Consider the following 26,159-nt stretch of genomic DNA (forward strand, 5'->3'; position numbering starts at 1 on the left):
AGAAGTGAAACTGATCAGAACAGCAACGGTCGCGGTGGCGTTGACCGCTGCGGTAGCCACCGGAGCGGGCCACGCCGTAGCAGACCCGATGTCGGACTCGGTGAATTACGAGACGTCGGTCAACCCGGACGGAACGGTCACCACCGTCCTCGACGCCGGACTGTTCCGGGTCGACGCGACGAGCGAGACCGTGTCGATCATCGACCGGGCCGGTGCCACGCTCGCATCTGTTCCACTGGAGTACACCGTCAACGGCACCGTCTACTCGATCGCACCGCTCATCGGTGCCGAGGGTCGCGTATTGACGTTGACGCCCCAGACGGTTCCCGTTGCCGACGTCGCAGGCCCGCGGACCAAGCAGCAGGCATTCGACAACATGGTCAACCAGCTCGCGATCGGCTGGAACAACGGTGGCGGTGTCGGCACGGCGATCGGCGCGGGCCTCGGTTTCGCCATCGGGTGTGTGTCGATCTTTCCGAACTTCATCTCCGGATGCATCATCGGAACCGTGATCGGTACGGTCGCGGGCGCAGTCATCGGAACGGCCAACGGCAACCCGCAGGCTCAGCCCGCCGTGTTCGAGTACTTCACCACTCCGTAACAACCGTCGGCCACGAGCCGAAAGATGTACGACAGCGGGTGGAGCGCGTGCGCTCTACCCGCTGTTCTTCGTTCGACCGGTCAGTGCGCGACGCATCGACACAGCCTTGACCATCGTCTCCTCGAATTCCTCGTCAGGATCGGAGAGCGCGACGATCGCTCCGCCTACGCCGTAGGTCACTTCGTGTTCGGTCGCCACGATCGTACGAATGACGATCGAGAAGTCCGCGGTGCCGGTGATCGAGAAATAGCCGATGGCCCCCGAGTACACCCCGCGCGGTCCGTCTTCGAGCTTGTCGATGATCGCCATCGTGCGGATCTTCGGCGCACCGGTCATCGATCCGCCCGGGAACGCCGCTCGGATACAGTCCGCCGCGGAGGCGTCGTCGCGCAGGCGACCGCGAACGGTCGAGACCAGTTGGTGTACGGGGGCGTAGGTTTCGACGTCGAACAGCTTGGGGACGTGCACCGACCCAGGCACACACACCTGCGCGAGGTCGTTGCGCACCAGGTCCACGATCATCAGGTTCTCGGCCTTGTCCTTCTCGTTCGCGACGAGATCCGCCTTGAGCGCGTTGTCTTCCTCGGCAGTCGCTCCGCGCGGACGCGTTCCCTTGATCGGCTTGGACTCGACGATGCGGTCGGCATCTATGCGCAAGAACCGTTCCGGAGACGCGCTCAACACGGACACCTCGGGGAACTGCAACAGAGCGCTGTACGGCGTTGGGTTGATCTCGCGCATGTAGGAGTACGTGGCCGTTGGATCGATGGAACCGGCAACGGTCGCTGTGTTGGTCAGACACACCTCGTAGGTCTCACCGGATCGAATCTCGGCGAGGCACTGGGAAATCAGATCGAGGTAATGAGCGCGGTCGTGGCGTAACCGGGGTTCCAGCGAACGATCGGCACCGAGCAGGGGAGTGCCGGACGCAGACGCACCCGTACGGTCCTCGGGCGTGACTTTTCCGATCAGACCACGCAAGGTAGCGGTGATCGAATCGAACCACTGCGCCAACACAGGATCGCCTGGGGTGGTGGCCAACCCCATCAGGTACAGGGTGCCGGCCTCGTGGTCGAACACCAGCGCACGGTCCGCGAAGACCATCGACGCATCGGGTGTCGCAGCGGTATGTACCAATTGCCCGCCGGTATCTGCCTTGAGTTCGTACCCCAGATATCCGACATAGCCGAGCCCGAAGGCAAACGGGAGGTCATGGCGAGGGGGAGTGGCGCGCTCCCGCAGTCGTTCGTCGATGTAGTCGAAGAAGGTGGAATGAATGTGCTCGGTCGCACCGTCGGCACCCTGCACGGTCACCGTGGTCTCGGCGACCGAATAGGTCACGTACTCCGCGTGTGGACCCGAGCAGTCGCCCATGACGGTGAATCTGCAATCGGGTTCGAGCGCCGCACTGCCGTCCAGCCAGAAACTCTTGGAGCCGTCCGCGAACAGAGCCTCGAAGACCTGCTGGGAATCGAAAGCCTCGTCCAGAGTGCGGGTTTCGATGGTGAACATGGAATCCTGGGTACGCGCGGCACCCGAAGTGTTCGATCGAGCCAGCGTCAGATCGCGGAAGTTTGCGAGTAGTTCGCGGCCGTATTCGGTACTGATCGACTCCGGATGAAACTGAACTCCCCACATCGGCTCGGTGCGGTGCCGGACTGCCATGACCAGGCCGTCGGGAGTCCACGCAACTTCCTCGAAGTCGTCAGGAGTGCGCGTCACGACGAGCGAGTGATACCGCACCACCGAATACGGCGACGGAATCCCGGCGAACAGATCTGTACCGGTATGAGTGATGTCGGTGATCCTGCCGTGCATCGGTGCAGGCGCGAGATCGACACTGCCACCGAACAATTGACACAGACCCTGGTGTCCGAGGCACACGCCGAGTATGGGGAGATCGGATTCGAGGATCACGCGAGCGCTGATACCGAAATCCTGCTCCAGACTCGGACGCCCGGGCCCGGGAGAGATGACGACGTTGTCGTAGGCGTCGAAATCCAGAGACGTCCACTCGACGTCGTTCTTGACCACCGTCGGGGGCCGACCGTTCACCTCGGCCAGCAGGCTGTACAGGTTGTAGGTGAAGGAATCGTAATTGTCCACCAGAAGCGTATTGATACTCATCGCCGTGCCTCTACCGTTCACTGCCGAGGCCGAGCCCCGGCGTCGGAGAATCGATGATCGAATCCTCGACGCGACAGGCTTCCGCGATCATCGATCGGTACAAGTCTTCGAGAAAGTCGGGGGACAGCCCGTTGGCCGACGCGAATTCTCTCGCTCGCTCGGTCACGAGTCCGACGCGGCCGGGTTGCATCATCGGAATGGCGTGTTCGCGTTTTACGTGTGCAACGCGTACACACACATCGATGCGATCGCGAATGGCGGCGCGCAGAACTTCGTCGATTCCGTCCAACTCTCGCCGTAACTCCGCAAGCTTCTGCTCGCCGACTGCGCGATGGCCTTCCGATTCCGCTTCGGAGGCAGCCGTGCGCAGAGCGTCGGTCGAGCACTGATCAGAATCCTGGCTCACGAGTTTCTGCCCCCTGATTGTTTTCGATTCCGGTGCTGCTGTTTATCGGTGCATTTCGACAATTGTTACGTCGACCATTCACGAATCGTCCACCTGCAAGACAACCGATACTCGATGATGACACCTCGCACTGCCAGGCCGCCACTCGATCGTATTGGAACCCCGGATCGGGCGACAATGAATGCAACAGAGCGCTCAGAAACCTCGATCGAGTTCGATCGGCAACAAAAAACTGCACCGCCGGATTGTTTCCAATCCGACGGTGCAGTGGAGGACGATCAGGCGCCGCGGCGTTTGACCTTCAGCAGGTCCAAGCGCTCCTTGAGCAGCTCCTCCAGCTCGTCGACCGATCGCCGTTCGAGCAACATATCCCAGTGCGTGCGCGGCGGTTTGACCTTCTTCGCCTCCGGCGCGGTTCCCTCGATCAACGACCCTTCGAGACCGTTGCGGCAAGCCCAGGTTCCCGGGATCTCGGCGTCGTCGGCGAACGGTACGTCGAACTCCTCACCGTTGTCGCACCGGTAACGTGCAACACGACGGGGTGCCAGGTCGTGATCACGATCGGTTTCGTAGCTGACCGCTCCCAGTCGGCTACCTCGAAGTACACGATCTGCCATGGTGAAGTCCTCTCCATCGATAGTAGGTACGTGCGTCGAAGCCATCCGTCGACATCGAACTACACCGTCTACCCACTGATCTACAACGTCGCTGAGCGTCGGTTCGTTCCCGGGCCGGTGAGTCCCGACGCGGTGCTATCGGCGCAGCGTATCGGGGAATCTTACCTCGCGGCCACAGTAGGCTGAACGACCATGTCCGTCAGAACCCGCCGCGACCAGACGTGCGCCTGGTGCGGGCGCCCGGTCGCCGACACCGGCACCGGCCGTAAGCGGCGGTACTGCCGTCAATCGTGCCGCCAACGTGCATACGAACAACGCACCGCGATAAAAGGGACATCGGTTCCCGACGATGCCGTCGTGCTGACTGCCGAAGAGGTGTCGGCCGCGGCCGATCGAGCGTTCGAGGTTCGCTGTGCCGCCGAAGACGTGAGTACAGCGGTCACGGAAGGGGCGGACTCCGCGGAACTTCACCGATTGTGCGTCGAGCTGTTGGCCAAAGCGCACGACGCGGAACGGCTGCGCTGAACTGCGCTTCCTCCGTTCGTTCACCGTATCCATGGACAATGGGTCGAAGTCCGCGTGACTGCGCGGACGTTACGAACCAGCGAGGAGCTCCATGGCGTTCTGGGATCAACTCAAGTCCAAGGCACAGGAACTGAACGGCCAGCTACAGACCAAGACCAGCCAGTTCAAGAACAAGGAATTCGCCAACGGCAGCATGGCCATGTGTGCCCTGATCGCGGCGGCGGACGGCACCATCGATCCTGCCGAGCGTCAGAAGACGGCATCTCTGATCGCGGGGAACGAGGCCCTGCGGGTCTTCGAGCCCGACGAACTTCGGCAGAAGTTCGACTGGTACTGCGACAAGCTGCAGGGAGATTTCGACTTCGGCAAGGTCGAGGCGACTGCGACGATCGGCAAGCTGAAGTCGAAGCCGGACCAGGCCCGAGCCGTAATCCAGATCGGCATCATCATCGGCGGTGCCGACGGCAATTTCGACGATCACGAGAAGGCTGCGGTACGCAATGCCTGCTTCGCGGTCGGAATCGATCCGGCCGAGTTCGAACTCTGAGACGTCTCTCCACAGGAGGCCAACGCCAACTGATCGCGCGCACGGCGATCGACGAAGTCACCACTTCGCCGGTCGCCGTTCTCGTCGGGCGTCGTCCGCTGTGAAATGTTCGCAATGCCGGGATACTGGGGACACTCCAACGGCATGTGCCGATGTCGTCGATCCGTCGGAGATCCGGCCAGCAGCCCACCAGCAAAGGGACCGTGCATGACAATTGCCGCGATCTACCTCGTCATCGCCTTCGGTCTCGGCGGTCTTGCCATGGTGGTGCGGCTACCTCCCCTGGTCGGGTTTCTGGCTGCCGGATTCGTGATCAACGCGCTGGACGTCGGCGAGGTACCCCAGCTGGAGCTGTTGGCCGACCTGGGCGTCACCCTGCTGTTGTTCGCTATCGGCCTCAAGCTCGACGTCCGCATTCTGTTGCGCCGAGAAGTGTGGCTGACCACTTCGGTGCATCTGGTGCTCAGCATCGCGATCGGTACTACCGTGCTGTGGCTCGCCGCCGTCGCCGGCTTGGCCATGTTGTCCGGCCAGAGCCTGGCGACGATAGCGCTGCTCGCCTTCGCGATGTCGTTCTCGAGCACCGTGTTCGTGGTCAAGGTTCTGGAAGAACGAGGGGAGTCGCACGCCCTCTACGGGCGCGTGGCGATCGGTGTGCTGGTGATGCAGGACATCGTTGCCGTGGTCTTCTTGACCGTCACCAGTGGCACGCTGCCGAGCCTGTGGGCGCTGACACTGGTACTTCTGTGGCCCCTGACGCGGGTTCTTCGGAGGATATGGAGCGGACTCGGCCACGGCGAGATGCAGTCGTTGTTCGGCATCGTGATGGCGTTGGTCCCGGGCTATGCGCTGTTCTCCGCCCTAGGACTCAAAGGGGATCTGGGTGCCTTGATCGTCGGCGTGTTGCTGGCGTCGCATCCGGCCTCGTCCGAGCTGTCTCGATCGCTGTTCCACATCAAGGAACTGCTGCTGGTGGGTTTTTTCGTCTCGATCGGTCTGACCGGATTGCCGGACCTGCCCAGCCTCGGTGTCGCCCTGCTCATGGTGCTTCTGCTGCCGCTGAAATCCGTCCTGTATCTGGTGTTGTTCGCCATGATGAAATTGCGGTACCGAACTGCTCTCCTCGCCGGGCTGAGCCTGATGAACTACTCCGAGTTCGGCCTGATCGTCGTCTCGGTGGGCGTGACCACCGGCCTGCTCGCACCGGCATGGCTGGTGGAGATGTCGATCGCCGTGGCCTTGAGCTTCGTCGTATCGGCCCTGGTGAACGGGCGTGGACACCTGATGGTCGAGAAGATGGCGACACGCCTGCCCGAGCAGGACGAGCGCAGCCTTCATCCCGAGGAACGCTCCGGTGACGCCGGCGACGCCGAGGTGGTCGTGATCGGTATGGGACGCGTCGGATTCGCGGCGTATCAGCGTCTCACCGATCACTACCAACTCAGCGTGGTAGGCGTCGACTACGACGGGCCTCGCATTCGTCGCCTCGCCGACCAGGGACTGCGAGTCATCGAGGGGGACGCAACCGATCTCGACTTCTGGCACCAACTTCGGCACTCGGAGTCGGTCAGAATCGCAGTGCTGGCCATGCCGCGTCACGGTGCCAACGTCACCGCGCTCGCCTGTCTACGTGAATCCGGATTCAGCGGAACGGTGGCCGCTGTTGCTCGCTACGACGACGAAGTGCAATGGGCCAAGGAACACGGCGTGGACATCGCGTTCAATGTTTACGCGGGCGCGGGATTGGAGCTGGCGGATCAGGTTGCGACCGTGGCTCCGAATCCTGTCGACGACGGAGTCCGCCTCGACCCCGACGCACCCGAAGCCTGATTTTCCGTTCTTACGAAGGGTTCAGGCCGGCCAGCGACTACGTTTCACGCGATACATCTCCGAGTCCGCGATGCGCAGGACGTCGTGCGCCGACTGCCGCACATCGCTGTCGACATCGATGTGTACCGATGCCGAACCGACGCTCACGGTGAGTCCGGACAACATTCGAGCCTGCGTCAGACTCGACACGAGTTCTGCTGTCCTAGCGGCGATGTCGGCAGGTCTGCCGACGGCTATGCAGGCGAACTCGTCACCGCCCAGCCGTGCCACGATCCAGCGATTGGCGGCCAGCGCTCGGAGATGCTGCGCCACATCCACGAGGACCGAATCACCGGTGTGATGTCCGTAGTTGTCGTTGACGCGCTTCATTCCATCGACATCGGCGGCAACGGCGCACATGACCTTGGGCTCGACGTCCGGCACGGTCACCGCGGCGGCAGCGACCGCTGCAAACAGGCCGCGGCGATTGTGCAGACCGGTCAGTGGATCAACCAGCGATTCTCTTGCGCGAGAACGGAGCTCACTCACGTACACCATCAGGACGAGTGGGGACGAGAACATCAACAGCATCGTCAAGCTGTGTGCGGCGACGACCCAGCCGCTGGCGACGTCGGCTCGGACCGTCTGCACGGCCACGACCCCGAGAATTGTTGAGGCGAAGACCATGTGCGCAACGCAGGGGAGTAGCGGCAGAGCCACCACGGCCAGTGTGGTGATCACAGCGAACAGGACCGTACCGCCGATGGCCGTCAACTGCGTGTCCTTCAACAACAGACTTGCGGCAATCGATACATCGGAATACACGATGAATGCATTGAGCAAAGCCGGACCGGGCCATCGACCGAAGAACCAGCGCAGCGCCACAGGGAAGGCGGACAGACTGATCACAACCACAACGTGAACTCGCCAGCTGCTGTACTCCTCGGACGGTGCACTGAGCAGTCCGAGGACACCGATCAGCAGCGTGCCCATACCCACGAGAAACTGAATGACCCTGGTACGACTCGCGTCGAGATCCAACAAGCCCGCCACCGAAGTGTCGTCGTGCAAACGAAGTGACGCGAGAGGCCCCGAGGCCGAGAGGAACGGACGTACGGCAAACATCGGATGACCTTCGACTGGTATTTGCCCCGAGCGACAATTCCACGCAGCGTAGCAGTTACGGGCGGTTCGAATGCTCGATCCGTCACTACCGACCGCAATGGTTGTTTTGCGTCGAATCGGTCGTCAGCGACACCTTGATCAGGCAGTGTCGGCTGACATCCACTCCGGTCGAAACGTCACAGTGACGTTTCGAACCGGGGGATTCTTCGACAACCGAAAGGGCTGCGCGGCGGGACGCCGATTCCGCCGAGCGACTCGATTCACCGAATGGTTGACGAGAAGAGTCCCGACGACGCCGACCAACGGGTGTGACTTCGGCAATCGAGGTGCGAGGCCAGACAGGCGTCTACGGAACGGCCGGTCGGTCGACATAGAACCAGCGAGACGATGGCCCAACCCTTCTGAGCTGCATCGCCGTTTCGCCGATAATCAACATTATGTCAAGTAATGCCAACCACGATGCACCTGCCCCACCTGTCCCCCCAAGCTCGGTGATCCACGCCGCGACCGAGGAACATGGACCAGCGCCTGACTGATGCCGAACCGGAACCGTCGGACACATCAGTCCGATCCCTGTGCCACCCAGCCCGGCGCTTCGACCCGAATCGGCTTGTCACCGACGAGTGTGGACAGCTGGGATTCGAGTACCGCGAGTTCGGTGGCACCGATCTGCCGCTCCCACTCATCGCGTAGTTTGTCGAAAATTTCTGCGCCCTCGCGCATGACGGTCAATCCAAGAGGAGTGACTCGAATCCGCTTGCGGCGGGCGTCGATGGGATCGGTCTCTCGCACGACCAAGCCACGCTGGACAAGAACGGCGATGGTCTTCGCTGCAGCTTGCTTCGACACCGCCAGGCGGCGTCCGAGCTCTGATGCATTGTCGGCTCCGGCGACGATGGCACGCATGGCGTAATCGTGGACCGGCCGCACATCCTGGTGTCCGCGCGCCGCCAACTCATCGATGACGGACTCCACCAGTCGGCGGTAGCTACCCAGGAGAAGTAGAGCAAGTTCAGCGCCCGAACGCGACATCACTCGAGAATACCGACGTGCGTCGACAAAGACAACCTGATTGTCTATATTTAGACAATCAGGTTGTCTATCGAATGGAGAACGTCATGTCCGAATCAGTTCCGAGCCCGTTCGTCGACGGCATCACCCACCACACTGCACAGGTCAACGGCACCGTTTTGCATTACGTGTCGGCCGGATCAACCGGCTCGCCGATCCTGCTGGTTCATGGGTTCCCGGAGACATGGTGGGCCTTCCACAAACTGATTCCGCTTCTTGCAAGCAATCACAGGGTCTTCGCTGTCGATCTACGCGGGTTCGGCGACTCCAGCATCGCCGACGACACGCACGACAGCAGCATCTCCGCAGCCGATCTTCATCACTTGATCCGCCACCTCGATGTAGGTCCAGTCCACCTTTCCGCGCAGGACATTGCCGGAGCTACAGTGTTCAGACTCGCCACCGCCCATCCAGAAGACGTACTGTCACTCACTGCCATCGAGATGGGTTTGGCCGGGTTCGGGCTGGAAGGATTCGCAGATGTCACCCGCGGGGGTTCTTGGCACATCGGGGTCCTCGCAGCGCCCGGCATCAGCGACCTACTTCTCAGCGGCCGGGAGCGCGACTTTCTGGGCAATTGGGCATTTCCCGCCATGACGGCGGTGGCGGAGTCGATCACCGACACCGACATCGACGAATTCACGCGAACATACGCACGACCAGGCGGGTGGCGCGGCGCGGGAGGCCTCTATCGATCGATGCTCGACGAGGGAGAAGACATCATCGCGCTTGCCAAGTCCACTCCCCTGACCGTTCCCGTGTTGGCCGTAGGCGCAAGCGGCGGTTCGTTCACCGCGATCACAATGAGGTCCGTTTCCGCAGGCAAGCTCACCGCGATACAGCTCGATGGCGTCGGTCATTACGTAGCACTGGAAGCACCGGCGGCACTGTCGAAGGCCATGATGCACTTCCTGGCCGAAACCGATAGTGAAAGGCAACCAACGCCAACGAGTTTCACCGAAAGTCCGACGGCTATGTAGAAAAAGCCCGCTACACGGGTCAGTGGCCGAAAACGGAAGCCCCCCCAGCTGTGTCGACGCCGGCTACGACCGGGACATCCCACAGCACTCTGGATACCTACGAGATGGATCGGAGGCCACGTCGCCGGCAGGCGCTGGCCCCACGTTGATCAGACGGATCGCAGGAAACAGCGAGCGGACTCGAGCCGGTCAGCGTCGTAGTCCTCCCACTTGGCTCGAGGCACGTCCCGGCGCTCGACCTCGACAAAACTGCGCTTGACGAAGAACTCTGCGGCTTCACTGCTGACGGTCACCGCAAACAGATGTGCGACGCCCTTCGTACGGCAGACCTCCAACAACCCGTCCATCAATAGGCCACCCGCACCGAGTCCGGAGAATTCGGCGACTGTGATCAAACCCGACACTTCACCGAAACCTGTTCCGGCGTAACGGTCCACCTCGAGTCCAACGATGCCGGCGAGGTGGCCGGTGCGCAGGACCCGCGCGCCGAGGCCACCGACCGCCATCCGCGCTATCTCGATTCGGCTGCGCGACTTGAGAACCCCTTCTCGCACTCCCTGCGCAACCAACGCCTCGATTGCCGGGAAGTCGTCCACCTGAAGCGAGGCCAAATGAAGGTAGCGCCCTTGGGTCAGGACCGTGCCACGGCCGTCGAAGGTGAGCAGTTCGAATTCGAGATCCTCGGCGCGACAGAGATTTACGCTGTACGCACCGCCGGCAAGCGCTGCCTCGGCCGCGGGCGGAAAATCGTCGAGCCCTCGTTCTGCCAGGTGCGCGACAAGGCGCTCGCGGTGCAGGTCGATGTCGGCGAAGCTACGAGGAGGATCGCCCCAGCCCCCGCCCGGATCGGTCAGCACCATCTTCGAGGCGCGCACGCTCGCAGACACAGAGCCGGCCGTGCGCGCGACAGCGGCAGCCTCCGCCCCGATCACGACGCACTCCGAGTCCGCCGTAGCAAGCCACAAACGGGCAACGGACTCGTCGTTCCACACCGCCGCACCGTCCAGGGCCACACCACCGACTGCAGCGGTGACCGCAGGAACGTGGCCCACCGGGACCACGAAAATGAACCGCGTGTCACCCGTGACGAACTCACCGACCGTGCGTTCCATCGCGTCCAATGCCGCGGTACTCACTACGGGAAGGGCAACCACGATCGTGACCCCGCGGAACTCCTCGATGAAGAAGTCGCGTTCGGGAACAGGTACCCCGCTGTAGGTCAGGTCGACTGCCGCGTCGCGTGGGACCGCCGGCCGCGGCCGCAATTTGATTGGATTCGCGCGCAGACCGTAGTTCGTCATGATGCTTCTCAGTTTGGACTGTTGGCTCGCACCCCGCAACGCACAACCGCGACGCCATCCGCTCGGATCAAACTGTTCCAGCATGTAGTCGACGCGATATTCTGGGCTCGTGCCCATCGAACCCGCCGTCCGAATGTCCAGGCTGCGGGCATTGATCGATCACCCTCGCACGGTGAGCTCGGAGCGAGATGTTGCGCAGCGCATGCTGAATCGACTACTCCGCTCGATGCGCCCCACGGCCGACAGCAGTCGGCACTATGGTTCCAATCACCACCGGCTCGGCCTACATGCGGGGCTCGACGACGTCGCCGAGATGATTCGTCACGACCTCACTCCGGCCCGGACCGTCCCGGCAGAATTCCACAGCGTGGCAGCAGTCGACCCAATTGCAGCAGTCGACCCAATTGCCGACGCGCCCGCCGCCATCCGGTACGAGGTCGAGGCCCGCCACGACTGCGAGATCGTGGTCACGATCAGCTGCGTCCCCGCCGAGTGGGGTTGGCAGCGCGACGGTGGAATCGACGTCCACTCCCCTGCGCTACGTGCCCTGGTCGACGAGCTCGCCGCAATGATCAACAGCTACAACCACTCCGGCGACGACATCACGGATCGCTTCTTCGGCCGTGTTCGCGTCGAGGATCGGATTGTGGTCTGGTGAGCGCTCGATCTTCGAACAGCTCCGATGAGACATCCGATTCCATGACGACGCCATCCACTCGCGCGGGCGCGGCCCCGTACAGCAAGCTCTTTCTCAGCGTATACGACCTCTGGGTGATCAGACTGTCGAACGACTACGGATGGCGCTGCAACAGACGACATTTCGTCGATCTCTACCGCGAGCACCTCGGTCGCCGTCACCTCGAAGTCGGCCCAGGATCGGGCTGGATTCTCGCCAACGTCGACCTACCGACCGATATCGACCTCACCCTCGTCGATCTCAATACCAACTCACTCGAGCACACCGCATCCCGTCTCGGTGTCACTCCCACTCTGATCGAACACGACGTGCTGTTGCCGTTGAACGACAACGTCGACCAGTTCGATTCGGTGTCGATCAACTACGTCTTGCACTGCCTTCCTGGCAATTGGTCCACCAAGTCCGTCGCGCTGACGAACCTGGCGAACGCGCTGACGCCGGAGGGCGTGTTGTTCGGATCGACCGTGATCGGAGTCGATCAGAAGTACACCGCACTCGGTTCTGCCTTGATGTTCGCGTACAACAGAATCGGCGCGTTTGCCAATCGGAGTGACGATCTGCCGGGCCTGCGCCGACTACTTTCCGACAGATTCGAGCAGGTCGAGGTGACGATGGTGGGCAATGTGGCGCTCTTCGTCGCTCGCAGACCCCTCCACGCGAAGTAGCGAGAACACTGACTCCCGTCGAACTCATCCCGGGCAGGTCGACGTCGTATTCGAGCCCGCGGACCGCGAACGCCGAATAACATGGGCCCGGTGCCGCTCGTATCCCGAGCGGAACGGATCGGAGGGCCGATGTTCGATCTCCCGGGCGATCCGGTGAGTCTTCGATCCTTCATGGAACGTTCTCCGGACTTCATTGCGTTGTCGGATTTCACGGGGAAAGTTCTGTACATCAATCCGGCCGGTTCGGACCTGATCGGTGTCACGGACGTCGCCGATTTCGACACACTGTCGGCACTGGAATTACTGACAGCGGACGGACTCGATCTCACCGACGACATTGCTGCGGGTCTGCTCTCCGAGGGCAAATGGGAAGGCTACTGCGAGCTGCGCCACCACGTGACCGGTGCCGGAATCCCGGTAGTGGTGTCCGCCTACGTGATCAGTCGTGACGACGGTGGCCCCGACGTGGTGGCCTCCACCATTCGGCACCGGCACACCGTGGAGCAACGCAGCGCTCGGATGGCAGCCGACGCGGTGATCGCCGGTCGTCACGCACAGGAGCAGAGGGCACTCGCCGACCTGAGCCGATTCGCCGTCATCGCCGAGCTACCCAGATTGCTCACCGCGGCAACCGACACCGCCGCAACCTTGATCGGGGTGGGAAACTCCGCTATCGCTCATCTCGCGCATCCGACCGACCCGTACTTGACCATGGACGCAGCCAGCGGTGCACTGGGCATGCGTCAGGACATTCCGTCCGGAGACGGTTCGTTGGTGGGGTACGCATTGACGCTCTCGGAGCCCGTCGTGTGCAACGACTCTCACGCCGAGGGGCGTTTTCGCACCGACACGATGATTGCGCTCGGCCTCCGCAGCGGCGTGGCAGTCCCTGTCTTCACCGCTGCGGGTAAGGCATGGGGCGTGCTCTCCGTCCACAGCGTCGAGGCACGTCTGTACCGCGACGAGGAAGTGTCGTTCCTCGGATCGGTGGCAGGTATCGTGTCCGCGGCAATTCGACGAATCGACCTCGAACGTCAATTGCGGCGACGGAGTACGCACGACGCACTGACCGGTCTACCCAACCGCACACTCGCGTACGACGTCATCGATTCGGCGTTGGACCGCGCTCGGCAACAGTCCGGAACCGTTGCGCTGCTCCTGCTCGACATCGACGACTTCAAGATCATCAACGACAGTCTGGGACACGACGCAGGAGACCGGGCGTTGGTGAAGTTCGTCGATCGACTTGCGTCGGCAATCCGAGACGAGGACACAATTGCGCGACTGGGCGGCGACGAGTTCTTGATCGTCTGCGAAGGCGTGGACAGCGTCGCTCATGTGGAAGAGCTCGCCCGACACATCACGAGTTCCATTGCGGTTCCGTTCTCCGCCGAGGACGTGCCCATCCCCCTCAGTGCCAGCATCGGGATAGCGGTGTCCGAACCGAATTCGACACGGCACGAATTGATTCACCGTGCCGACTTGGCCATGTACCGCGCGAAGGACAGCGGCACCGGTGGTCACGCCGTCTTCGATCCCACCGACCTGTACGACGCCGATCGCATCAGAAGCCTGTCGATCGATCTCCGGGCGGCTCTGCGTGCCGACGAACTCACGCTCGCTTATCAACCGTTGGTGGACATTGCCACTCGCAAGATCGTTGCGGTCGAAGCGCTCGCGCGCTGGAATCACCGCGAACTCGGACCCATAGAACCCAGCGAGTTCGTCGGTGTAGCCGAAAGAACCGGTCTCGCAACACCGTTGGGGGCATGGGCACTGCGCACGGCATGCACGGCCGCAGCGCGGTGGCGAACGTTCTCCGACATTGTGGTTCGCGTGAACGTCAGCGCACTTCAGCTCCGCGATCCCGCCTTTCCCACGGAAGTCGCTTCGGTACTGGCCGACACGGGCCTGCCGGCCTTCGCTCTCGGTCTGGAAGTGACCGAAACCGTATGGGTCGCAGACACCGAACGGGTCGCCGACACCGTCTCGACCCTGCATGCCATGGGTGTGGCTCTGCTGCTCGACGACATGGGCAAGGGCCACAGCTCCATGTCGTACCTCGACCGCTACCCCATGTTCGAGTGTTTCAAGATCGACAAGTCGTACATTGCCCGGCTCCCGGCCCCACGCGCCCACGCCATCGTCTCGGCCATCGTCGCGTTGGCCCGCGCATTCGACGTCACCGTCGTCGGCGAGGGGGTCGAAACCGAAGAGCAGCTCGAGGCGCTGGCCGCTACCGGCTGCGACTTCGCTCAGGGTTACCTGCTCGGCCGACCTGTCGGGGCCGGTGCCATCGCCGATCTGCTGCTCGGTGATCGATGACGCGCGGGTTAGCCCAGGATTCGTGATAGCGTGCCGAACCAGAGCTACTCGCATAGCCACCCCAGCTGCAGCAGGCACCCGCGTCGCCTCCGTCAGCGCTCCAGGGGCAAGGTCCTTCTTGGATCTGCGATCGGGAATCGCTAGTTTTTGTTGCACGCCGTGTCCATGACTTCCGACCGGTGCAGCAGTGCGCGGGGCTGGTGCACACAGGGATTGGAACTCTCGTGACCAAGAACCATGCAGACAAGATTGCCGCACGAGCGCATGCTCGAGCACATGGACTCGTCTACCGACGAGCCTTGGCATCGGTGCGCGCCGCCCGCGCCGATCGAATGTCGTTGTTGCCCTTCGCGGAGCGCCTTCTGATCGAGGCCGTCGAAGGATGCGGAATTCGGCATTGGGCTCGTGTCGAGGAATGGGACGGCGTGGGTCGCGCCGCCATCACCGACGTCGGCGGCGAACGATTCGTCCTCACTGTCGACACCGTTCTGCTGGTTCTTCGAGAACACCTCGACGACCATCCGGGACTGAAGCCGAACGATATCGACAGCTACTTCGCCGACGAGGCGGTGCAACGCATCCTGTTCGGCGGCATCATCTACCGCCTCGAACTTCATCGCGGCAGGGGCCTCGTCGCCTGATCGCTACTCGAATCCTGGACTGCGCGGGCAGTTTCGCCGCCGATCCGCGAGCAGTATCAGAAGCCCCGGAATTCCAGCCACGGTCCAGGGCACCACTGCCCCGAGAGTCGGGACGACCTGCACCACTCCGAGACCGCAGAAGTCGGCCGAATTCTCACACACGATCGCGTCGTAGGGCGCCGCTGCCACGAGGACGAAGAACATGGTGAGCGGAATGGACAGTGCCACCGTCGACAACGCTGCCGCAATCGCTTTCGGTCGAGTGGCCAGCCTCGTCCAACCCCACGCGAGGAGCGCAACAGGGACAGTGAGGCCGAACAGTGCCACAGCGGCACCGGCTTCGCCGCCGTTGCCCTCGACCGTCGGTCCATAGAGAAAGCCGAGTTGGACTGCGCCACCGGCGAGCACACCGGAACCGACGAGCGGAAGAAGCCCACTCAGAATGGGCCGGCTGCGTTTCGGTAAGGGGTTCGGAAAGCGACGGTCAGCTCTTTCCACTTTCAATGTATAGCGCACCCCGGGGCTTGCGGCAAGACCCCGTACAGGGCTCAGAATGGCTCGCTGCAACCACGCGGTCATCGATCGGAGTCCTGTGAAACCTGTGCGCCAGAGCATTTTCGACCTCCCGGACAACCTCGTACGGAAACGAGATCCAGCGCTGGTCGGCTACGACGAGCAACACTTCTCCGCAATACGCGCGAGCATCGAGAAGTCTCGATCCGATACCGCGTCGCGTCTCGACACCGCGCAGAAGTCGTCCGGCCGGATGGGGCAGGAGGTCATGGAACGAGACTTCGAGATCCATCGTCTCGGGGCACGCCTGCGGTCGTTGCGCAGGTACGGCGTGGATCTGTGCCTGGGCCGCATCGTGACCGCAGACGCTGCCGAGCCGGTGTACATCGGACGACTCGGACTGTTGGGGACCCACGGCGAACAACTCCTCGTCGACTGGCGCTCTCCTGCGGCCGAGCCCTTCTTCGGTGCCACCCATGCCGATCCCATGGGGTTGACCAGTCGACGTCGATATCGGTGGACGAACGGCCTCGTCACCGACTACTGGGACGAGGTGTTCGACCTCGCCCAACTGAGCGCCGATGGCGCGCTGGACGATCAGTCTGCATTCATCGCCAGTCTGGGTGCGGCACGTTCACCGCGAATGCGGGACGTGCTGGGCACCGTTCAGGCGGATCAGGACGCGATCATTCGGGCGGACGCCCGCGGTGCTCTCGTTGTCGACGGTGGGCCAGGAACCGGGAAAACCGTTGTCGCTCTGCACCGAACCGCTTACCTGCTGTACGCCCAATCGCGACTCGGCCACAACCGCGGCGGGGTGCTGTTCGTCGGTCCGCACGACCCGTACCTCGCCTACGTTTCCGACGTGCTGCCGAGTCTGGGTGAGGACAGCGTGCAGACCTGCACTCTTCGGGACCTCGTCGCCGAGGGAACGAACGCCGTCGAGGAAACCGATCCAGTGGTGGCGCAGCTCGAGTCGACCGTAGAGATGCACTCGGCGATCGAGGCCGCAGTCGCGTTCTACGAGCAGCCACCGACACGAAACATGATCGTCGAAACGGAATGGGGAGAGCTTACTCTCACTCCCGCCGACTGGATCGAGGCATTCGCCGCACCCGATCCAGGCACGCCGCACAACGAAGCGCGTGAGCAGATCTGGGATCTGCTGCTGACGATTCTGACGGACCGATACGCAGGCGACAATCCCGAGGACGTTCGAAACTCGCTGCAACGCAACGCGGATCTGCGTAAGGAACTGGACAGCTCGTGGACGATCATCGATGCCGCCGACCTCCTCTCGGACCTGTGGAGCGTGCCCGCATATCTCCGCAGGTGCGCGCCATGGCTCGGCCTCGAGGAGATTGGTGCGCTCCAGCGACCCGATCCGACCCGATGGACGGTGGCCGATCTGCCGTTGCTCGACGCCGCACGGATGCGACTCGGAGATCCCGAGCACGCCCGGCGTACACGGCGTCGGGAACTCGCCGCGGCACACGAGCGCGCACGGATGGACCGTGTAGTCGACGAACTCATGGCATCCGACGACGACGAGATGATGGCCGCCCAATTTCGACAGGACGGAATTCGCGACGCCCTGGTCGATCGAGCGGGATTGGAGGAAGTGCCGTCGGATCCGTTGGCGGGTCCCTTCGCGCATGTCGTCGTGGACGAAGCACAAGAGTTGACCGATGCGCAGTGGCAGATGGTGCTGCGCCGGTGCCCGTCGGGCAGCTTCACCATCGTCGGCGACCGCGCGCAAGCGCGTCGGGGATTCGCGGAGTCCTGGGGCGAGCGCCTCGAACGGGTCGGAATCGATCGTGTGGAGATCGCCACCCTCGGTGTCAACTACCGCACCCCGCGAGAGGTGATGGCCGAGGCCGAGCCGGTGATTCGAGCTGTGCTCGCGGACGCCAATGTTCCGGTCTCGATCCGCAGCAGCGGTGTGCCCGTCGAGCACGGCGATACGGCAGATCTGCCGAGAATTCTCGACCGATGGCTCCGCACCGATTCAGACGGAATTGCCTGTGTCATTGGCGATCTCAGCTTTCCGGCGTCGGAGCGCATTCGATCGCTGACACCGCAGCTGACGAAGGGACTCGAATTCGACCTCGTCGTCCTGGTCGAGCCGGACTCGTTCGGGTCGGGAGTCGCAGGTGCCGTCGACAGGTATGTGGCGATGACACGGGCAACAGGTCGGCTGGTCGTCCTGACCGATCATGGTGTGGCCGCGTCGAGCACGTCCAGCAGGGCATGAATGGCTGGGCTCGAGTCGGCACTGCGTCGCCACGCAGCCTGCACCTCTCGTACGGGAGTCCGCTCGAGCGGTACTGCAACGAGGCCTGCGCGTAGGGCCGGGCGCGCGAGACGGGGCACGAGCGCGAGCACATCGTCGGTTTCGACCAGTGCAAGCTGCGTGGAGAAATCGTCCACGAGATGACGAACGTCGATTTCGGCCATCGTCTCGGCGAACAGCCGCCGGAACCACTGGTGGCACACCGTCCCGGCCGGGCTCGTCACCCACGGATACTCGGCGAGCTCGGCGGGCGTCAACGCGGACTCCCGTCGGGCGAGCGGGTGGGTTCGCTTCATGACCACGTCGCCGTAGTCCGTGTGGATCGGTCGCCGAACGACAGAGGGTGGTGCGGCCGCCGGTACGCCGTCCGCATCGTGCACCAACGCCAGATCAGCGGTGCCCGCATGCACGCTGTGCAGCGCACGGTCCGGATCCTCCTCGCTGATGTGCACCGTCAGATCCGGATATCGATGCTTCAGGTCGGACAGGGCCGGTGCCACCAACCCTCGAACTGCGGTCGAGAAGCCCACCAACCGAACGATCCCGCGTGCGACGCCCTCGTCAGCGGATCGGGCCGCTTCGACGCACCGTTCGAGGGCCTGGAACACCTCGTCCGCCGACTCGACCACTGCCCGGCCCGCCGGGGTGAGCACGACGCCCCGGCCGGCCTGGGCGAGTACCGGTGTGCCGACCTGCCGCTCGAGTCTCTTGATCTGCTGCGACACTGCCGAGGAGGTGTAACCGAGTTCGTCCGCTGCCCGCGCCAGGGTGCCGAGGGCGGCCACGGCCCGTAGGGCATGCAGAGCATTCACGTCGATCATGAAGCAACCGTACGCAATAGTGTGGAGAATACATCGCTGGACCTCACCAATTGCGCGGTCCACACTGGGGCGATGACCATCACTCCCCCGTCGATCTTCGGCACGAACCTCGTCGCCATGGCCACCCCGATGCACCCCGACGGACGTGTGGACAGAGCCGGCGTCGGTTCACTCCTCGACCACCTCCTGTCGTCGGGATGCGATGGCGTCGTCGTCGCCGGCACCACCGGTGAAGCACCGACACTGACGAGTCTCGAGATCGCCCAGCTGATCGAGCAGGTACGAGGGCACTCGGATCACGCTCTTCGAGTGATCGCGGGAGTCGGAACCAACGACACTTCGAAGGGCATCGACATGGCCAGGTCCGCCTCGGCGGCCGGAGCCGACGCGCTGTTGATCACCGCTCCCTACTACTCGCGGCCCACTCAGGCCGGCATCGCCGAGCACATCGTTGTCATCGCCGATGCCGGTGGGCTGCCCGTGATGCTGTACGACGTTCCGGCACGCACGGGTGTGGCCATCGAGGCATCCACACTCGTCGAGCTCTCTCGCCACCCCTTGATCCGGGCCGTCAAGGACGCGAAGGGCGACCTGTACGAGGCCATGACCGTCATGTCGGCGACGGACCTCGCCTACTACTGCGGTATCGACGAACTCGCACTCCCCTATCTCGCCTGCGGTGCAACAGGATTGGTCAGCGTCACCGGCAATGTGGTGGCCGATCGCTACGCCGAGCTGATCGCTGCAGTCCGTTCCGGTGACCTGGACCGGGCAAACGCAGTACAGCGAGCGCTCCTCCCGTTGACCGACGCCGTCATGCGCACGACGCAGGGAGCCATCATGGCGAAAGCCGCGCTGGCCCGGATCGGCGTCATCTCCGACGCGACCGTGCGGCGCCCACTTCTCGAATCCTCGGCTGCCGACCTGAGTCGGCTCGGCGACGCCCTGTCCGCCACCGGAATCGATCAGGAATCGAGAAGCGTGCAGGTTCCGGTACGACTAGCCTGACTGCTCATGGCGACGAAGAAGGTCACGCAGGGCTCGGCACCGCACGCTGCCGACAGTCACGATTTGATTCGCGTGCAGGGGGCGCGGCAGAACAACCTTCAGGACATCGACGTCGAGCTGCCCAAGCGGCGCCTGACCGTGTTCACCGGCGTCTCCGGGTCCGGGAAGAGCTCGCTTGTCTTCAGCACCATCGCGGCCGAATCGCAGCGGATGATCAACGAGACCTACAGCGCCTTCGTACAAGGATTCATGCCGACGCTGGCGCGCCCCGATGTCGACGTCATGGATGGACTCACCACGGCCATCATCGTCGATCAACAGCGTATGGGTGCCAATCCCCATTCCACCGTCGGCACCGCCACCGATGCCAACGCCATGCTCCGCATCCTGTTCAGCCGGATCGGAATACCGTATATCGGCTCGGCGCAGGCATTTTCGTTCAACGTCGCGTCGGTGTCTGGTGCAGGTGCATACAAGGTGGACAAGGGCGGCAGGCAGACCACCGAGAAGAAGTCCTTCTCCGTCACCGGCGGCATGTGCCCGCGCTGCGAGGGCCGAGGCTCCGTCAGCGACTTCGATCTCACCGCTCTCTACGACTCGAGCAAGTCCCTCAACGAGAGCGCGATCACCATCCCCGGTTACAGCATGGACGGCTGGTACGGCCGAATATTCCGCGGCTGTGGGTATTTCGATCCCGACAAGCCCATCTCGAAGTACACGAAGAAAGAACTCGACGATCTGCTCTATCGTGAGCCGACGAAGATCAAGGTCGAGGGCATCAATCTGACCTACTCGGGGCTGGTGCCTGCGATCCAGAAGTCGTTCCTGTCCAAGGATGTCGACGCGATGCAGCCCCACATCCGCGCCTTCGTCGACCGCGCGATCACCTTCACCACCTGCCCGGACTGTCATGGAACCAGGCTCAACGAGGGCGCTCGGTCGTCGAAGATCAAGGGCGTCAACATAGCCGACGCGTGCTCCATGCAGATCAGCGACCTGGCCGCGTGGGTCGATGGTCTGAAAGAACCGTCGGTGGCACCGCTGCTGACGACATTGAGCGAGACCCTGAATTCGTTCGTGGAGATCGGGCTCGGCTATCTGAGCCTGGACCGTCCGTCGGGAACGCTGTCCGGTGGAGAGGCGCAGCGCACCAAAATGATTCGTCACCTGGGATCGTCGTTGACCGATGTGACATACGTCTTCGACGAGCCGACGACAGGCCTGCACCCCCATGACATCGAGCGGATGAACAACCTCCTGCTTCAGTTGCGAGACAAGGGAAACACCGTTCTGGTGGTGGAGCACAAACCGGAGACGATTTCGATTGCCGACCACGTCGTCGATCTGGGTCCCGGCGCCGGCAGTGCGGGCGGCCACGTCTGTTTCGAGGGCACCGTCGACGAGTTGCGCCGAAGCGACACCGTCACCGGACGGCATTTCGACGACCGTGCAGCACTGAAGGATTCGGTACGCGAGTTCTCGGAGGTGCTCGAGATTCGAGGCGCGGACTCGCACAATCTGCGCGACGTCGACGTCGACGTTCCACTCGGAGTGCTGGTCGTGATCACCGGAGTCGCGGGCTCGGGCAAGAGTTCGCTCATTCACGGATCGCTCTCGGGGACAGACGATGTGGTCTCTGTCGATCAGGGAGCAATACGTGGGTCTCGGCGAAGCAACCCAGCGACGTACACCGGGTTGCTCGAACCGATACGCAAGGCGTTCGCCAAGGAGAATGCGGTCAAACCCGCACTTTTCAGCTCCAATTCGGAGGGCGCATGCCCGACGTGCAACGGCGCGGGCGTCATCTACAGCGACCTCGCGATGATGGCCGGGGTGGCCACGGTGTGCGAGGTGTGCGAGGGCAAACGATTCCAGGCTTCGGTACTCGAGTATCACTTCGGCGGCCGCAATATCGACGAGGTGCTGTCGATGTCCGTCGCCGAGGCCGAGGAGTTCTTCTCCGACGGTGCCGCGAAACTGCTCCCGGCGCACAAGATTCTGCAGCGTCTGAACGACGTCGGGCTGGGCTATCTGAAAATCGGCCAGCCGTTGACGACGTTGTCGGGTGGCGAACGCCAACGCCTCAAACTGGCGACGCACATGGCCGACAATGGCGGCATCTATGTGCTCGACGAGCCCACCACCGGACTGCATCTCGCCGATGTCGACAAGCTCCTCGGGCTGCTCGACCGCTTGGTCGACTCGGGCAAATCGGTGATCGTCATCGAGCATCACCAAGCCGTCATGGCGCACGCCGACTGGATCATCGATCTCGGTCCCGGTGCCGGTCACGACGGCGGACTCGTGGTGTTCGAAGGAACGCCGTCCGATCTCGTGGCGGACGGTTCCACCTTGACCGGCCGGCACCTGGCCGCGTACGTCGGTAGCTGACGTTCGATCGACCGCTCGAAGAATCGGAGTTCTCGTGACCACCCTGACCCATCGGCCCGCAACCGCACTGCTGATCATCGACGTCCAGAACGACGTGATGGTCGGCGTCCACGAACGCGAGCGCGTCGTCGACAACATCCTCACGCTGGTAGCTCGCGCGCGGAAGACCGACACTCCGGTGATCTGGGTGCAGCACTCCTCCGAGAACGAGCTGGCATTCGGAACGGAGGGATGGACATTTCTCGCCGAGTTGCCCGTGCAACCAGCAGATCCGATCGTGCACAAGAAGCACGGCGATGCCTTCGAGGACACGAACCTCGAGGCCGACCTAGAGGCCGCCGACGTAGGGCACCTCGTCATCGCCGGAGCACACACGGATTTCTGCGTCAGATCCACGCTCCACGGCGGTCTGGTCCGTGGATACGACGTGACGTTGGTGAGCGACGCGCACACGGCCGAGGACCTGACCGAATGGGGAGCGCCGCCACCCGAGCAGGTCATCGCGCACACGAACATGTACTGGGACAACCAAACAGCGCCCGGCCGAACTGCCGAGGCTGTCCTGACCGAGAAGGTCACGTTCACCTGACCGATACCCTGGACTTTCTATGGCGACTCTGCTGCTTGCGCTCGTCGGATTCGCAGTCCTCGATTCGCTCGACGTGTTGTTGATCGGCGTCACGGCCGCAATTGCAGTGCACTCCAGGACCACCCGCCGGTCGCCTTTCCGAGCCGGGCTGGCTTTCGTCGGTGGAGTCTTCGCAGCGACGACGACATTCGGCATCCTCACCGTCCTCGGAGTCGATTTCTTCACCGATCTGTTCGACTTCACCGTCACTCCCACGGTTCGGTATCGCACAGAGCTCGTGATCGGGCTGGTTCTCGTAGCGCTCGGTGCGCTGCGAACCACCGAGCGCCGCCCACCGGCGTGGGCCACCAGAACCGGCTCGAGCGTTCCTCTCCTCGCCCTGACCGGACTGGCGATCGGACTGGTGCAGGGTCCGACGGCCGTGCCGTATCTTGCGGGTCTGACGATGCTCTCCACGCACGATCCCAGACCGCAGTGGTGGCCGGCCGTCGTTTTCGCCTATTGCCTGATCGCCTTGCTACCGCCCCTCGTCGTGCTGATTCTGGCGTCGAGAAGGAGTCGACGTTCGCGGCGGGCATTCACCGTGATCGTGCGGAGCATGACGCGCTACGGACCGCCTGCGGTGCGGGTGATCTTCGTCGTGCTCGGTCTCGCACTCGTCGCCGACGCTCTGGTTCATGCCGGAGACCTCGTGTAGGCCTTCGCCGTAAGCTGCTGCGCATGGCACTCGATCACGGCGATCCCGGTGACGCCCCGTCCGTTCCCCCTCCCCTGGCCCCGGTCGTCGACGACCGTCGTCCCTCCGCTGCCGAGGAAGCACGCACGATCGCGGCGTCCACCAACACCGCAACTCTTGCGAGCCTGACCGCGGACGGCGACCCGTGGGCTTCGTTCGTCACGTACGGATTGCTCGACGGCGCTCCGGTTCTGTGCGTCTCGCGAATGGCCGAGCACGGACGCAATCTCGCAGGCGATCGACGGGTGAGCGTGTCGATCGTCGCACCGCAATCGCAGACCGATCCGCTGGCCTCGGGCCGAATCACACTGGCAGGCGTGGTCGAACGGCCCGAGGGAGACGAAGTGGCCGCAGCACGCGCCGCACATCTCGACGGCGTACCGGCCGCGAAGTACTACCTGGACTACAGCGATTTCACCCTGTGGGTCATGCGCGTGCATCGCGTTCGGTGGGTCGGCGGATACGGCCGGATGGACTCGGCAACCGCGGAAGCGTATTACGAGGCCACGCCGGATCCGGTGTCGCCGACCTCCGCGTACGCGATCGAGCACCTCAACGCCGACCACTCGTCGTCGCTGACGGCGATGGCGCGCGAACTGGGCGGCTTTCCCGACGCCACCTCCGCCGAATGCACGGCCGCGGACCGCTACGGACTGGATCTGAAGGTGCTCACCCCGCGCGGGATCGCGTACACCAGGGTCGGCTATGCGGCCCCGATCGACTCGGCCGGCGAACTACGTGCCGCGACCGTCGAACTGGCGAAGCGAGCTGCGGCCGGCCGTTAGGCGTCCGCGCCGTTCTCCCACCCGGGCCGGTACGACGCCCTTGCCGAGACGTCCCGATCGATGGCGACTACCGTTGTCCTCACACCGCAATCGTTAGGGAGCAGGTAATGAGCATCCAACCGCTCGAATCGAAGCGTCACCGCGTCGTCGTCATCGGTTCCGGGTTCGGAGGTCTGTTCGGCGTCAAGGCGCTCAAGAAAGCCGACGTCGACATCACCCTCGTCGCCAAGACGACACACCACCTTTTCCAGCCGCTCCTCTACCAGGTCGCGACCGGCATTCTGTCCGTCGGCGAGATCGCTCCCACGACCCGCGTCATTCTGCGCAAGCAGAAGAACGCCGAGGTGCTGCTGGGAGACGTGCTCAACATCGATCTCGAAGCCAAGACGGTCACGTCCAAGCTCCTCGAACGCATCACCGTCACTCCTTTCGACAGCCTGATCGTCGCGGCCGGCGCACAGCAGTCCTACTTCGGTAACGATCACTTCGCCGAGTTCGCTCCCGGTATGAAGACCATCGACGATGCACTCGAACTGCGTGGACGCATTCTCGGTGCCTTCGAGCAGGCCGAACTCTCCGACGATCAGGAGGAGAAGGACCGCCTCATGACCTTCGTGGTCGTCGGCGCGGGCCCCACGGGCGTGGAGTTGGCCGGTCAGATCGCCGAACTCGCCGATCGCACCCTCGACGGTGCCTTCCGCAACATCGATCCCCGCGACGCCCGCGTCATCCTGCTCGACGCCGCACCTGCCGTACTGCCCCCCATGGGCGAGAAGCTAGGCCGCAAGGCCGCCGAGCGGCTCGAGAAGCTGGGCGTCGAGATCCAGCTCAACGCGATGGTCACCGACGTCGACAACGACGGTCTGACGGTCAAGGAGAAGGACGGCACGACGCGTCGCATCGAGGCGCAGTGCAAGGTCTGGTCCGCGGGCGTGCAGGGCAGCCCCCTCGGCAAGCAGCTCGCCGACCAGTCGGGATCGGAAACCGACCGCGCCGGACGCGTGCTCGTCGAACCGGATCTGACGGTCAAGGGCCACCCGAACGTGTTCGTGGTCGGCGACCTGATGTCGGTCAAGGACGTTCCGGGTATGGCTCAGGGTGCCATCCAGGGCGCAACCTATGCCGCGAAGTTGATCAAGGCCGCGGTCAAGGGCGAGGACGATCCCGCTCAGCGGGCCCCGTTCAAGTACTTCGACAAGGGTTCGATGGCAACGGTCTCGCGGTTCAACGCGGTCGCCAAGGTCGGCAAACTCGAATTCGGCGGATTCATCGCGTGGCTCATGTGGCTCGCACTCCACCTGTACTACCTCGTGGGCTACCGCAGTCGCATCACGACCGTCATCTCCTGGTTCGTGACGTTCCTCGGCAAGGGCCGGGCGCAGATGGCATCGACCGAGCAGCAGGTGTTCGCGCGGCTGGCCATCGAGCAACTCAACTCTCTCGAACGCGCGGGTGCCGTGAAGGCGGACACCGCCGCTTCCGAGCAGGAACGCGAGACGGCATCAGGCTGAACGACCGCTGACACCACTCCACGAACGACACATCGGCCGACGGGACACCGTCGGCCGATGTGTTTCGTTGTGCGG

The 26,159-nt window shown here is 63.3% G+C and carries 24 protein-coding genes; 16 read left to right on the forward strand and 8 right to left on the reverse strand.

The features are described from left to right. Positions 1–4: 4 nt before the first annotated feature. The gene (locus ACNEOT_RS15505) at positions 5–601 is read left to right on the forward strand and encodes a hypothetical protein (RefSeq protein WP_415974914.1); all 597 of its coding nucleotides are present in this window, start codon (positions 5–7) and stop codon (positions 599–601) included. A gap of 54 nt (positions 602–655) precedes the next feature. Here the strand turns inward: ACNEOT_RS15505 and pabB are convergent, their stop codons facing one another. The 3 genes from pabB to ACNEOT_RS15520 form a co-directional block, all read right to left on the reverse strand. Further along, a complete protein-coding gene (gene pabB / locus ACNEOT_RS15510; RefSeq protein WP_415974916.1) occupies positions 656–2,728 on the reverse strand; it encodes an aminodeoxychorismate synthase component I in 2,073 nt (690 codons plus the stop codon). Between the two features lie 10 nt (positions 2,729–2,738). Further along, a complete protein-coding gene (locus ACNEOT_RS15515; RefSeq protein ID WP_415974918.1) occupies positions 2,739–3,134 on the reverse strand; it encodes a chorismate mutase family protein in 396 nt (131 codons plus the stop codon). A 278-nt stretch (positions 3,135–3,412) separates the two neighbouring features. Continuing rightward, positions 3,413–3,751, reverse strand: a complete 339-nt coding sequence (locus tag ACNEOT_RS15520) for an RNA polymerase-binding protein RbpA (protein WP_027497120.1) — start codon at positions 3,749–3,751, stop codon at positions 3,413–3,415. 192 nt (positions 3,752–3,943) lie between these two features. Between ACNEOT_RS15520 and ACNEOT_RS15525 the strand changes: the two genes are divergently transcribed. The 3 genes from ACNEOT_RS15525 to ACNEOT_RS15535 all read left to right on the forward strand — a co-directional run bounded on the left by ACNEOT_RS15525 (position 3,944) and on the right by ACNEOT_RS15535 (position 6,653). Then, positions 3,944–4,276: a hypothetical protein gene (locus tag ACNEOT_RS15525; protein WP_415974919.1), complete on the forward strand. Its 333-nt coding sequence runs from the start codon at positions 3,944–3,946 to the stop codon at positions 4,274–4,276. 91 nt (positions 4,277–4,367) lie between these two features. Beyond that, positions 4,368–4,823 carry a tellurite resistance TerB family protein gene (locus ACNEOT_RS15530; protein WP_415974920.1) on the forward strand — a complete coding sequence of 152 codons (456 nt, stop codon included), beginning with the start codon at positions 4,368–4,370 and terminating at the stop codon, positions 4,821–4,823. A gap of 207 nt (positions 4,824–5,030) precedes the next feature. Further along, the gene (locus tag ACNEOT_RS15535; protein WP_415974921.1) at positions 5,031–6,653 is read left to right on the forward strand and encodes a cation:proton antiporter; all 1,623 of its coding nucleotides are present in this window, start codon (positions 5,031–5,033) and stop codon (positions 6,651–6,653) included. A gap of 21 nt (positions 6,654–6,674) precedes the next feature. Here ACNEOT_RS15535 and ACNEOT_RS15540 read toward each other — a convergent pair whose 3' ends face one another. After that, positions 6,675–7,757, reverse strand: coding sequence for a diguanylate cyclase (locus ACNEOT_RS15540; protein WP_415974922.1), 1,083 nt, complete (start codon positions 7,755–7,757; stop codon positions 6,675–6,677). Between the two features lie 561 nt (positions 7,758–8,318). After that, positions 8,319–8,789, reverse strand: a complete 471-nt coding sequence (locus ACNEOT_RS15545) for a MarR family winged helix-turn-helix transcriptional regulator (protein ID WP_415974923.1) — start codon at positions 8,787–8,789, stop codon at positions 8,319–8,321. A gap of 86 nt (positions 8,790–8,875) precedes the next feature. Between ACNEOT_RS15545 and ACNEOT_RS15550 the strand changes: the two genes are divergently transcribed. After that, positions 8,876–9,808 carry an alpha/beta fold hydrolase gene (locus ACNEOT_RS15550; protein ID WP_415974924.1) on the forward strand — a complete coding sequence of 311 codons (933 nt, stop codon included), beginning with the start codon at positions 8,876–8,878 and terminating at the stop codon, positions 9,806–9,808. A 149-nt stretch (positions 9,809–9,957) separates the two neighbouring features. Here ACNEOT_RS15550 and ACNEOT_RS15555 read toward each other — a convergent pair whose 3' ends face one another. Next, positions 9,958–11,109 (reverse strand): GNAT family N-acetyltransferase, encoded by a 1,152-nt coding sequence (locus tag ACNEOT_RS15555; RefSeq protein ID WP_415974925.1) that lies wholly within the window; start codon positions 11,107–11,109, stop codon positions 9,958–9,960. Between the two features lie 109 nt (positions 11,110–11,218). On the opposite strand from ACNEOT_RS15555, the gene ACNEOT_RS15560 reads away from it, so the two are divergent. The 4 genes from ACNEOT_RS15560 (at position 11,219) to ACNEOT_RS15575 (ending at position 15,437) form a co-directional block, all read left to right on the forward strand. Continuing rightward, a complete protein-coding gene (locus ACNEOT_RS15560; protein WP_415974926.1) occupies positions 11,219–11,767 on the forward strand; it encodes a hypothetical protein in 549 nt (182 codons plus the stop codon). 41 nt (positions 11,768–11,808) lie between these two features. Further along, positions 11,809–12,471 (forward strand): methyltransferase, encoded by a 663-nt coding sequence (locus ACNEOT_RS15565; protein WP_415974928.1) that lies wholly within the window; start codon positions 11,809–11,811, stop codon positions 12,469–12,471. 129 nt (positions 12,472–12,600) lie between these two features. After that, a complete protein-coding gene (locus ACNEOT_RS15570; protein WP_415974929.1) occupies positions 12,601–14,796 on the forward strand; it encodes an EAL domain-containing protein in 2,196 nt (731 codons plus the stop codon). Between the two features lie 224 nt (positions 14,797–15,020). Beyond that, positions 15,021–15,437 (forward strand): hypothetical protein, encoded by a 417-nt coding sequence (locus ACNEOT_RS15575; protein WP_415974930.1) that lies wholly within the window; start codon positions 15,021–15,023, stop codon positions 15,435–15,437. A 3-nt stretch (positions 15,438–15,440) separates the two neighbouring features. On the opposite strand, the gene ACNEOT_RS15580 is transcribed toward ACNEOT_RS15575, so the two are convergent. After that, positions 15,441–16,016 carry a hypothetical protein gene (locus ACNEOT_RS15580; protein WP_415975227.1) on the reverse strand — a complete coding sequence of 192 codons (576 nt, stop codon included), beginning with the start codon at positions 16,014–16,016 and terminating at the stop codon, positions 15,441–15,443. On the opposite strand from ACNEOT_RS15580, the gene helR reads away from it, so the two are divergent. After that, on the forward strand, positions 15,991–18,204 hold the full coding sequence (gene helR, locus ACNEOT_RS15585; RefSeq protein ID WP_415974931.1) for an RNA polymerase recycling motor ATPase HelR: 2,214 nt from the start codon (positions 15,991–15,993) through the stop codon (positions 18,202–18,204). The two genes, ACNEOT_RS15580 and helR, sit on opposite strands and share 26 nt — an antisense overlap. Here helR and ACNEOT_RS15590 read toward each other — a convergent pair. Continuing rightward, a complete protein-coding gene (locus ACNEOT_RS15590; protein WP_415974932.1) occupies positions 18,165–19,064 on the reverse strand; it encodes a LysR family transcriptional regulator in 900 nt (299 codons plus the stop codon). The genes helR and ACNEOT_RS15590 overlap by 40 nt on opposite strands. A gap of 72 nt (positions 19,065–19,136) precedes the next feature. Between ACNEOT_RS15590 and dapA the strand changes: the two genes are divergently transcribed. From dapA to ACNEOT_RS15620, 6 genes are all read left to right on the forward strand, one after another. Next, a complete protein-coding gene (gene dapA, locus ACNEOT_RS15595) occupies positions 19,137–20,072 on the forward strand; it encodes a 4-hydroxy-tetrahydrodipicolinate synthase (protein WP_415974933.1) in 936 nt (311 codons plus the stop codon). Positions 20,073–20,078: 6 nt separating this feature from the next. Beyond that, a complete protein-coding gene (locus tag ACNEOT_RS15600) occupies positions 20,079–22,463 on the forward strand; it encodes an ATP-binding cassette domain-containing protein (protein WP_415974935.1) in 2,385 nt (794 codons plus the stop codon). A 34-nt stretch (positions 22,464–22,497) separates the two neighbouring features. Further along, positions 22,498–23,052 (forward strand): cysteine hydrolase family protein, encoded by a 555-nt coding sequence (locus tag ACNEOT_RS15605; RefSeq protein WP_415974936.1) that lies wholly within the window; start codon positions 22,498–22,500, stop codon positions 23,050–23,052. 19 nt (positions 23,053–23,071) lie between these two features. Continuing rightward, complete coding sequence (locus ACNEOT_RS15610; protein ID WP_415974937.1) at positions 23,072–23,749, forward strand: GAP family protein; 678 nt, start codon at positions 23,072–23,074, stop codon at positions 23,747–23,749. A 23-nt stretch (positions 23,750–23,772) separates the two neighbouring features. Then, on the forward strand, positions 23,773–24,573 hold the full coding sequence (locus tag ACNEOT_RS15615) for a HugZ family protein (protein ID WP_415974938.1): 801 nt from the start codon (positions 23,773–23,775) through the stop codon (positions 24,571–24,573). Between the two features lie 107 nt (positions 24,574–24,680). Then, positions 24,681–26,084: an NAD(P)/FAD-dependent oxidoreductase gene (locus tag ACNEOT_RS15620; RefSeq protein ID WP_415974939.1), complete on the forward strand. Its 1,404-nt coding sequence runs from the start codon at positions 24,681–24,683 to the stop codon at positions 26,082–26,084. Positions 26,085–26,159: the final 75 nt, after the last annotated feature.

The organism is Rhodococcus sp. 077-4 (assembly GCF_047782425.1).
Lineage (GTDB): Bacteria > Actinomycetota > Actinomycetes > Mycobacteriales > Mycobacteriaceae > Rhodococcoides.